Source organism: Stenotrophomonas sp. SMYL89, assembly GCF_036319985.1.
GTDB lineage: Bacteria > Pseudomonadota > Gammaproteobacteria > Xanthomonadales > Xanthomonadaceae > Stenotrophomonas > Stenotrophomonas maltophilia_Q.
In genome coordinates this window covers 219,664-229,181 of sequence record NZ_JAWIRW010000003.1, presented here as the reverse complement: position 1 = coordinate 229,181, position 9,518 = coordinate 219,664, and the positions used below count along the sequence as shown (strand labels likewise).

Below are 9,518 nucleotides of genomic sequence, written 5' to 3'. Positions count from 1 at the left end.
CCTCTGGCCCCCTCTTCTTTCCGCGGCCCCCTCCGCCCCGGGGCCCGCCCCCCCCCCCCCCCCCCCCCGACTCTACAGCGCAATCGCCCGTTGCGGCATGGTTCTGTCACCGCACCAGCGCGACAATACCCGCATGACCGAACGTATTCCCCTGTTGCTGCTGCCCGGCCTGCTCAACGACGCCGAGCTGTGGCGCGCACAGCTGGCCGACCTGGCCGACATCGCCGATTGCACCGTAGGTGACCAGACCCGTGGCGAGACCCTGCAGGCAGTGGCCGAGGATGTGCTGGCACAGGCACCGGAGCGCTTCGCCCTGGCCGGTTTCTCGCTGGGTGGCTTCGTCGCCCAGCAGATCCTGCGCATCGCCCCGGAACGCGTACTGCAGCTGGCGCTGGTTGATACCTCGATCCACGCCGACTCACCGGAGCGCGCCGAGCAGCGCCGCAGCCAGCGCGCCAGCGTACGCCTGCCGGGCAGGTTCCATGGCTTCGGCGATACGCTGATGCGCAGCTACATCGATGCCTCGCGGCTGGACGATTACGTGCTGGTGCAGCGCGTGCGCGACATGACCGCCCGCCTGGGTTCGGAGGTGTTCCTGCGCCAGAGCGCGCTGGAACGCCGCGACGGCCATGACGTGCTGGCCGGCTACCGTGATCCGCTGTTGATCATCTGTGGTGCCAATGATCGCATCACGCCGCTGGCAGTGAGCGAGGAAATGCATGCGTTGGTGCCGCATTCGCAGCTGGTGGTGGTGGCCGATTGCGGTCACCTGGCCCCGATGGAAAAGCCGGACGAGGTCAGTGCGGCGATGCGTGGGTGGCTGTCTGTGGATTGAAGGGGATCGGTGGCATCGGCGGTTCGTTCCACCCCAGTCTGTTGTAGGCGTGGTAACGAATCACGCCGATACGTTCGTGCAACATCACCTCGGCCAGCAGCAGGTTGAAGGTCGAGGGGAGCCAGCCGGGCGTGGCGCGTAGTCGGTCGCTGGGCAGGCCTTCGGCAATCACGCCGAAATGCTGGAAATAAAGCAGGCTTCGCCTGAGGTGAAGACCCGAGGTCACGATCACCACGCGCGATGGATCGTGGCGGAGCATCGCGCTGCTGTTCCGGGCGTTCTCCCAGGTGTTGGCGCTGGCGTCCTCCTGCTCGATGCGATCCCTCGGCACACCCAGACGGGCCAGCTCGCGCGCGTAGACGTAGGCCTCGCTGGTCTTACGGTTTCTTGAGGCACCTCCGCTCACGATCACCCTGCAGATCTCGTACTTCCGCTGGCAGAGCAGATAGCGCTGCGCCGTAACCAGCAATCGGCTGTACCCCGCCAGTCCCGGGCTGGAGCCCTCGGGATGGTGCTCGATGCCACCGCCCAGCAGCACGATCGTTGTCTTCGGCCGATCTGCAGGTGTCGTGAACGCAGGGCTGGCCTGGGCCCGGTCGAGCATCCATTGCGTGATCGGGCCCGATGCACTGGACAAGGCCATGAAGGGCAGCACCGACAGGAGTGCCGCGGTGCGGAATCGGCGTGTGGCGATCAGTGCAGCACATGCCAGCAGAAGAAGAAGGATGAACACCAGCACAGTGCACCTCAGGAAAGACTGAATGGATTCCGATGGCGCATGGCCGTCGTTGCATGGATGCTGGATGCCATGGATCTGAAACGACTGTCACCCTTCTTGAGAGTGAGCGTCATCCTTGCCGGAATATTGCTTGGAATAGCGCTGGGATACGTGCTTTCCAGGCATTTCCCCGGGTTGGCCGCGCTCATTCACGAACGGATGCAGTAGTTCTTGCGGAGGATCGGTTGTCGCAAATGGCCTTGCACTAAGTCGTTTCTGGCCGCGAGCGATCGGCGGCAACAGGTCGAATGCGACACGGGGCGGAGGCAGATGCACACAACCGAACGGATGGATGAACCGGAAATCCCAGCGGCCGGGAGCGTTGGTCCAGAGCTCGGACCGCATTCAATGCTGCGGATGATTGCAGCGATGTCGCCACGCGAGCTTCCGCGCTTTGTCTCTGCATTGGACGAAGCGATTTCGCGGTGGACGAGCGAGGATGTGAGTGCGCCTTGCGGCGATCCGGATGCGGAACTGACGCGCCTGCATGCGCTCAAGAGCATCACCTCGGCGCTGGGCAGCCCGATGATCGCCAAAGCCTGCGATGACCTGGGTGAGTGCGTTCGATCGGGGGCGACGGTGGAGCACATACGTCGGCGCTCCCAAAGGGTGGCGGCCGCCGCGCAGCGTCTTCTGCAACGTTCCATCGTTCCTCACAGCTGAAGGAATCCAGCCATGTCCAATGCCCGCTCTGGCCTGCTCGAGCCTGGCCCCGACGCCCTGCTCCAGGCGGCCCGCTCACTGGAGATGAATCGACTCGCATTGTTGCTGTCCTGCCTGCAGGAGCCGAGGGCCAGTCTGTTCAGGGTGGTATTGCAGGCGCTGACGGTGTTGTGGTGCTGGCTCTGGATGGATGGACCGCAACCCGTGCTGGCCAACGATGCGGCGAGGGTGTTGCCCGCGTCCATTGCGCTGCTTTTCGCTTCCGTGGCATGGGCGGCGTGGGTGAATCTGTACAAGGACCGCGGTGTGGCATGGCGCGACGCGGCGGGCCTGCTTCTGAGCCTGATGATGGTCACCGTGCAGGTCGATGCGGCCTTCATTCTTCTGATGACGCTCAATGCAACCTTGCCTTTCCTCGTGATCGCAGCGACAACGGTCTACGGGCGGAAGGCAATGGCTCCGGCCATCGCTGCGGCGACGCTGGGCCTGCTGTGGGCTGCGCCCGAGGGTTACTGGACCTCGCGGCCGGCGTACCTGGCGTACGCCTTGGCGCTGACTGTCCTGCTGCCTGCCGTCGTCGCCACCATGGTCGCTGCCATGCGCGATATCGCACTGCGTGCCGTCGCCTCGCGTGAGGCCCAGGGGCGGTTCGTGGGAACGATGAGCCACGAACTGAGAACTCCCCTGAACGCCATCATCAACGGCATCCAGTTGCTGGACATGGAGACCGCCACGGCGGCCCGGCGCGGCGCACTTGCGATGGTGGCCCGTCAGGCGAGAGCGCTGCGGCATCGCATTGACGATGTCCTTGATGTGGCGAGTATCGAGGGTGGAAAGCTGCGGCTTCGTCCCCAGCCCTGTTCGTTGGCGGCCACGCTCGATGCAATGCAGGAAAGCTGCGCAGCGGCCGCTGCAGAGAAGGGCGTGTTGCTGATGGTCGATGAGTGCGATCCTGCGGTGTGGATGCTGGCCGATGCGGGCCGCATCGAACAGGTGATCAGCAATCTCGTCTGCAACGGGATCAAGTTCAGCCCGATGGGTGGGGAAACCCGAGTGCGTGTTGATTGCACCCGAATCGATGAGCAATGGCAGGTGCGTGTCATCGTCTCCGATTCCGGCCGCGGCATTGACGAGAGCGATCAGGAATCGATCTTCTCGCCGTTTGTGCAGGTGAGCGAGGGGGATGCACGTTGCGAGCAGGGGGTTGGGCTTGGGCTCTACATCGTGCGGCTGATTTCCGATGCCATGGGCGCGACGATCGAGGTGGGTCGCAGTGCGTGGGGCGGTGCCTCGTTCACGTGGCGCTTCACTGCTCCCGCCATCATCGGCGAGGCATCGTCACCGTCGCTTGAGGAGGTTTTCAAGGCGCATTCGAGATCGGTGCGATCCCTGCATTGCCTGCTGTTCGAAGATGTGGAGACCAACCGGCAGGTGGTCGAGCGGTTGATGGAATGCGCGGGCCATCGGCTGAGTTGCCGGAACGACGGGCGCGATGCGCAGGCTGCGATGGCCTCGCTTGCGCCGGACGTGGTGCTGCTGGACCTTCATATGCCGGGTTGCAGCGGTTGGGACGTACTTGAAGCGATCGGCTCCAGAACGGAAGATCCGCCCATCCTGGTGATGAGTGCGGACACGCGTCTGCAGGTCATCGAGAGGGCGCGTTCAATGGGCGCTGCCGGCTTCCTGTGCAAACCGTTGGACGTGCACGAGGTGCTGCGGATGCTGCATGAGGTGGGGTCCCGGGGATCCATTCAGTAGAGCCGAGCCATGCTCGGCTCCAGGGATACGGCAGCCGAGCGTGGGCTCGGCTCTACAACAACAGGGCCTCAATCCCAGGCCGGCGCAATGCCTTCCGGATTGGCCAGGCGGTGCCCACGATCCAGCTTGGCGATCTGTGCCATGTCTTCGTCGGTCAGGCGGATCGCGGCCGCTTCCAGGTTGCTGGCCAGGTTCTCGCGCTTGGTCGAAGATGGAATGACCGAGAAGCCCTGCTGCAGGGCCCAGGCCAGTGCGATCTGCGCGGGCGTCGCCTGGTGCCGGCCGGCAATGGCCTGGATCACCGGGTCCTTGATCACCTCGCCATAGGCCAGGCTCATGTAGGCGGTGATGTGGATGCCGTTGTCCTGCAGGAACTTCACCAGCAGGCGGTTCTGCAGGTACGGATGGATCTCGATCTGGTTGGTGGCGATCGCATCGGCGCCGAGGATCTCGATCGCCTTGCGGGTCTGGGCGATGGTGAAGTTGGAGATACCGATCGCCCTGGTCAGCCCCTGCGCCTTGGCTTCGGCCAGCGCCGGCAGGTACTCCTCCATCGGCACGTCGACCTTGTCGTTCGGCGAGGGCCAATGGATCAGCGCCAGGTCGACGCGGTCGGTGCGCAGCTTTTCGAGGCTGGTACGCAGGCTGGCCAGCAGCGCATCGTGCTTGAACTCGGAGATCCACACCTTGGTGGTGAGGTACAGATCATCACGCGGCACGCCGGACTCGGCGATGGCCTGGCCGACTTCGGCTTCGTTGCCATAGATCTGCGCGGTATCGACGGCGCGGTAGCCGACATCCAGTGCATTGCGCACCGAGTCGATCACGGTCTGGTCCTTCAGGCGGAAGGTACCAAGGCCAAAGGCGGGAACAGTCATTGAAAGCTCCAAGGGGGGAGGGAGTTGCTAGGGAAAGAGGGTAGGACAGGTGCCGTATGCATGCCGGCAACGCTGCATTGCATGGATCAGTGCGCGGCCACGGCGATGCCGTCGGCACGATCATCGATGCCATCACGACGGTCCAGGCGCCCGCTGAGCACGGTCAGCGCATAGGCGGCCAGTACCACCAGCGCGCCGAGCCACGGCGTGTGCATCAGGCCGACGTGCTCCACCACCAGGCCACCCAGCGAGGCGCCCAGCGCGATGCCGATGTTGAAGGCGGCAATGTTCAGGCCCGAGGCCACGTCGGTGGCCTGCGGTGCATAGCGCTGCGCCTGCTTGACCACATAGACCTGCAGGCCGGGCACGTTGCCGAATGCCGCCGCGCCCAGCGCCAGCACCGTCAGCAGCATCAGCCAGATGTTCCAGGCGGTGAAGGTGAGCACGAACAGTACGACCGCCAGCAGGGCGAAGATGCGCTTCAGCGCGGGCACCGGGCCCATGCGGTCGGCCATGCGGCCGCCCCACAGGTTGCCGATCGCCACCGACACGCCGTACACCAGCAACACCAGGCTGACCGCGTTGGCCGAGAAACCGGTGACGTCCTGCAGGATCGGCGCCAGGTAGGTGAAGGCCAGGAAGGTGCCGCCATAACCCAGCGTGGTCATCGCATAGACCAGCAGCAGGCGTGGCTGGGCCAGCACGGCCATCTGCTGGCGGAAGCTGGACGGCGCGCTCTGCGGCACGCTGCGCGGCACGAACAGCAGCGCGCCCAGCAGTGCGATCACGCCGAGCCCGGCCACGGCCAGGAAGGTGGCGCGCCAGCCCAGGTGCTGGCCGATGAAGGTGCCCAGCGGTACGCCGGTCACCAGTGCCACGGTCAGGCCGGTGAACATGATGGCGATGGCACTGGCCGCCTTCTCCTTCGGTACCACCGCAGTGGCGATGATCGAGCCGATCGAGAAGAACACGCCATGTGCCAGGCCGGTGAGGATGCGCGCGGCGATCAGCGAGGTGTAGCCCGGCGCCAGGAAGGCGATGACGTTGCCGAGCGTGAACAGCACCATCAGCGCCACCAGCAGGGTCTTGCGCGGCACGCGGCCGGTCAGCGCGGTCAGCACCGGCGCACCGATCGCCACGCCCAGCGCGTACAGCGAGACCAGCAGGCCGGCCGAGGGCAGGCTGACCTGCAGGTCGGCGGCGATGGTTGGAATCAGGCCGACGATGACGAACTCGGTGGTGCCGATGGCGAAGGCACCGAGGGTCAGGGCCAGCAGGGCGAGGGGAATGCCACGGATCATGGCAGGCTCCAGAGGGAAGGAAGGCGCGCAGTGTGCGCGTCGAACCTTTGCCTAAACACCCATCTTCACGCCAATCACTCTTGCCGCGTGGTCAATAATGGCGCCATGAAAACCACCCTCGATGAAATGCAGGCGTTCCTGGCGGTGATCGACAGCGGTTCGATCAGTGCCGCGGCCGAGCAGCTGGGGCAGACGCCCTCCGGCGTCAGCCGTGCGCTGGGGCGGCTGGAGGACAAGCTGGGTACCACCTTGCTGACCCGCACCACGCGCCGCCTGCACCTGACTGCCGAAGGCGAGGCCTACCTGCGCCATGCGCGGGCGATCATCGACGCGGTGGAATCAGCCGAGGAGCAGATGGCGGCGCGCCGCGAACGCCCGGCCGGACGCCTGCGCGTGGATGCGGCGATGCCGTTCGTGCTGCATGTGATCGCGCCGCTGGTCGCCGGCTATCGTGCGCGCTATCCGGAAGTACAGCTGGAGCTGAACAGCTCCGAGCGCTACATCGACCTGCTGGAACGGCGCACCGACCTGGCGATCCGGATTGGTCCGCTGGCCGATTCCACCCTGCATGCCCGACCGCTGGGCCGCTGCCAGCTGCGCCTGGTGGCGAGCCCGGCCTACCTGGCCGCACATGGCGAACCGGCCAGCGTGGCGGCGCTGGGCCAGCACACCCTGCTCAGCTTCAACGAGCCGGAATCGCTGAATCACTGGCCGCTGCCGGGCGATGCCGATGGCCTGCTGCGGGTGCGCCCGGACATCGCGGTGTCCAGCGGCGAGACGTTGCGCCGGCTGGCGGTGGAAGGGGTGGGCATCACCTGCCTGTCCGACTTCGTGACCGACCGCGACCGCGCCGCCGGCACCTTGGTGCCGGTGCTGGCGGCACAGACGCTGGACGTGTACCAGCCGATCCATGCGGTGTATTACCGCAACACCGCAGTATCGGCGCGGATCAGCTCGTTCCTGGATTACCTGGGTGAAGCGATGGCGCGGAGCGATTACCTGCGTTGAGGTGCGCCGAGCGCAGGCTCGGCTCTACAGAGCCCGGAACGATTGACGGCCCGGTGTAGAGCCGAGCCCACGCTCGGCTGCCTGCAAAGGATCAGGCTGCGCGCGCCAGCGCATCCTTCGCTGCGGCGGTGGTCGACAGATCAAACACATCCACCGCATCGATCAATCGGTTCGCCTGCTGTTCCAGGCTGCGTGCGGCGGCACTGGCTTCTTCCACCAGCGCCGCATTCTGCTGGGTGGTGCCATCCATCTGGATCACCGTCTGGCTGACCTGTTCGATGCCTGCGCTCTGTTCCTGCGAGGCCGCGGAAATCTCGGCCATGATGTCGGTCACGCGCTGCACCGACGCCACGATCTCGGCCATGGTGTCGCCGGCCTCGCGCACGCGCTGTGCGCCGAGGCCGACCTGTTCCACCGAGGCCTCGATCAGCGCCTTGATCTCCTTGGCGGCACCGGCCGAGCGCTGTGCCAGCGTGCGCACTTCGCTGGCCACCACGGCGAAGCCGCGACCCTGCTCACCGGCGCGTGCCGCTTCAACCGCCGCGTTCAGCGCCAGGATGTTGGTCTGGAACGCGATGCCATCGATCACGCTGATGATCTCGGCGATCCGCCTCGACGAGGTCTCGATCGCGCCCATCGTCGCCACCACCTGGCCGACCACGCTGCCGCCCTGCGAGGCGACCGTGTGCGCGCCGATGGCCAGCTGGTTGGCCTGGCGCGCATGCTCGGCGTTCTGGCGCACGGTGGAGGTCAGTTCCTCCATCGAGGCAGCGGTCTCTTCCAGATTGGCCGCCTGCTGCTCGGTACGGCGCGACAGGTCATTGTTGCCGGCGGCGATCTCTGCGGCGGCGGTGTGGATGTTGCCGGAGGCGTGCTTGATGTCGGTGACGATGGTCGCCAGCTGCGCGGCGGTGGTGTTGGCGTCACCGGCGATGCGCGCGAACACGCCCTGGAAATCACCGTGCATGCGTGCGCCGAGGCGGCCGTCGGCTATCGCGCGCAGCATGCTGGAAACCTCGCCCAGGTTCAGCTCGGTGGTCTGCATCAGACGGTTGAGGCCATCGACCATCGCGCGGAAATCATGCTCGAAGCGTGCGCTGTCGCCGCGCTGGCTGAAGTCACCGGCGGCAGCGGCTTCGGCCAGGCGGCGGATCTCGCCGTTGATCACGCCGAGATTAGCCTTGGCCGTATCCAGTGCGTTGGTGATCACGGCCTTCTCGCCGGGCAGGCGTTCCATGTCCTGGCTGAGGTCGCCGACGGCATAGCGGCCCATGATCGAGATCGCGCGCATCTTCACCTGGATATGTGCGTCGACCAGCGTGTTGCAGTCGGCCACCATGGTGCCGAAGGCGCCGGGGAACGCGCTGGCGTCCATGCGGTGGCTGATGGTGCCGGCCTCGTGTGCCTGTGCCATCGCAGTCTGCGCATCCAGCACGCCGCGCAGCGTGGACTGCACCGCCTGCATGGCTTGCGCGAGGCGTCCAATCTCGTCGCGGCTGCGCACCTGCACCACGTGCTGCAGGTCGCCGGCGGCCACCGCGCGGGCGGCGGCTTCCACCGCCAGCACCGGCTGCACCACCGCGCGTCGCAGCCACCAGGCCAGGCCCATCAGCAGCAGCACGGCGGCCAGCACGGTCAACGAGGCACACAGCAGCAGGGTCTGCCGCGCCTGCTGCGACCGTGCCGCCACGGCCGTCTCCGCCACCTGCGTGGCATGCGTGCTCAGTGCATCCAGTGCCGTAGCCACCGGGCGATCCTTGCCGCGCACGAGGTTGTCGCCGGCGGCGGGATCGTAGCCGGCCTCCGCAAACGCCTGCAGGGCGGCGTGGTAGTCCTTCTGCAGCTGTGTGTGCAGGCCGATGAAGGCCTGTGCCAGTTCACGCGTACGCGCGTCCGGACTGGCTGTGAGGCTCTTGGCCAGCTGCTCGACCAGGCGGCCCTCGCTGTCGAAGGCGTCCAGATGGCGCTGGCGCAGCGCGTCGTCGTGGCCGCGCAGCAGCACGTTCTTCCATTCCTGCACCTGGCCGCGGAACTCGCGCTGCAGGCGTTCGGCGTCGCGGCTGTGCGCGACTTCGGGCGGAACCTCGGTGGAAAGCTTCAACCAGGCGGAGGCCAGGCCCGCCAGAGCGCACAGCAGGACCACGGCAAGACCAACGGAAACCGCGCCGAGCAGCTTGGACTGCAGGCGCGGAGCACGGACAGACGCATTCATGGGGAGGGACTCTCGGGAAGGGGCGATTCGGTATCGACCGGTGCCACTTCTCTCTGAAGTGCGACTTGGATCACATTCCCGTTTC

The 9,518-nt window shown here is 66.2% G+C and carries 9 protein-coding genes; 5 read left to right on the top strand and 4 right to left on the bottom strand.

All coding sequences use genetic code 11. The annotated features are described in order from the left end of the window. Positions 1–133 precede the first annotated feature (133 nt). Entirely contained in the window at positions 134–835 is a 702-nt protein-coding gene (locus V3B41_RS05525; RefSeq protein WP_197619499.1) for an alpha/beta hydrolase, read from the top strand. On the opposite strand, the gene V3B41_RS05520 is transcribed toward V3B41_RS05525, so the two are convergent. Further along, positions 798–1,574: a YdcF family protein gene (locus V3B41_RS05520; RefSeq protein WP_295547583.1), complete on the bottom strand. Its 777-nt coding sequence runs from the start codon at positions 1,572–1,574 to the stop codon at positions 798–800. The genes V3B41_RS05525 and V3B41_RS05520 overlap by 38 nt on opposite strands. 39 nt (positions 1,575–1,613) lie before the next feature. Here V3B41_RS05520 and V3B41_RS05515 point away from each other — a divergent pair, with 39 nt between their 5' ends. The 3 genes from V3B41_RS05515 to V3B41_RS05505 all read left to right on the top strand — a co-directional run bounded on the left by V3B41_RS05515 (position 1,614) and on the right by V3B41_RS05505 (position 4,034). Next, a complete protein-coding gene (locus V3B41_RS05515; protein ID WP_157804702.1) occupies positions 1,614–1,781 on the top strand; it encodes a hypothetical protein in 168 nt (55 codons plus the stop codon). Between the two features lie 180 nt (positions 1,782–1,961). Further along, a complete protein-coding gene (locus V3B41_RS05510) occupies positions 1,962–2,276 on the top strand; it encodes a hypothetical protein (protein WP_295547578.1) in 315 nt (104 codons plus the stop codon). 12 nt (positions 2,277–2,288) lie between these two features. After that, a complete protein-coding gene (locus tag V3B41_RS05505) occupies positions 2,289–4,034 on the top strand; it encodes an ATP-binding protein (RefSeq protein WP_329860360.1) in 1,746 nt (581 codons plus the stop codon). Between the two features lie 68 nt (positions 4,035–4,102). Here the strand turns inward: V3B41_RS05505 and dkgB are convergent, their stop codons facing one another. Beyond that, a complete protein-coding gene (gene dkgB, locus V3B41_RS05500; protein ID WP_010482282.1) occupies positions 4,103–4,912 on the bottom strand; it encodes a 2,5-didehydrogluconate reductase DkgB in 810 nt (269 codons plus the stop codon). Positions 4,913–4,998: 86 nt separating this feature from the next. Continuing rightward, entirely contained in the window at positions 4,999–6,213 is a 1,215-nt protein-coding gene (locus V3B41_RS05495; RefSeq protein WP_329860357.1) for an MFS transporter, read from the bottom strand. Positions 6,214–6,318: 105 nt separating this feature from the next. On the opposite strand from V3B41_RS05495, the gene V3B41_RS05490 reads away from it, so the two are divergent. After that, the gene (locus V3B41_RS05490; RefSeq protein WP_049426727.1) at positions 6,319–7,221 is read left to right on the top strand and encodes a LysR family transcriptional regulator; all 903 of its coding nucleotides are present in this window, start codon (positions 6,319–6,321) and stop codon (positions 7,219–7,221) included. Between the two features lie 91 nt (positions 7,222–7,312). Here V3B41_RS05490 and V3B41_RS05485 read toward each other — a convergent pair whose 3' ends face one another. Next, complete coding sequence (locus V3B41_RS05485) at positions 7,313–9,433, bottom strand: methyl-accepting chemotaxis protein (protein ID WP_100443717.1); 2,121 nt, start codon at positions 9,431–9,433, stop codon at positions 7,313–7,315. Positions 9,434–9,518 lie beyond the last annotated feature (85 nt).

Excerpts from the sequence above, each read along its gene's own strand:
- V3B41_RS05495 (WP_329860357.1), bottom strand. The coding sequence starts at position 6,213 with ATGATCCGTGGCATTCCCCTCGCCCTGCTGGCCCTGACCCTCGGTGCC.
- V3B41_RS05485 (WP_100443717.1), bottom strand. The coding sequence starts at position 9,433 with ATGAATGCGTCTGTCCGTGCTCCGCGCCTGCAGTCCAAGCTGCTCGGC.
- V3B41_RS05515 (WP_157804702.1), top strand. The coding sequence starts at position 1,614 with ATGGCCGTCGTTGCATGGATGCTGGATGCCATGGATCTGAAACGACTG.
- V3B41_RS05490 (WP_049426727.1), top strand. The coding sequence starts at position 6,319 with ATGAAAACCACCCTCGATGAAATGCAGGCGTTCCTGGCGGTGATCGAC.
- V3B41_RS05505 (WP_329860360.1), top strand. The coding sequence starts at position 2,289 with ATGTCCAATGCCCGCTCTGGCCTGCTCGAGCCTGGCCCCGACGCCCTG.
- V3B41_RS05510 (WP_295547578.1), top strand. The coding sequence starts at position 1,962 with ATGCTGCGGATGATTGCAGCGATGTCGCCACGCGAGCTTCCGCGCTTT.
- V3B41_RS05525 (WP_197619499.1), top strand. The coding sequence starts at position 134 with ATGACCGAACGTATTCCCCTGTTGCTGCTGCCCGGCCTGCTCAACGAC.
- dkgB (WP_010482282.1), bottom strand. The coding sequence starts at position 4,912 with ATGACTGTTCCCGCCTTTGGCCTTGGTACCTTCCGCCTGAAGGACCAG.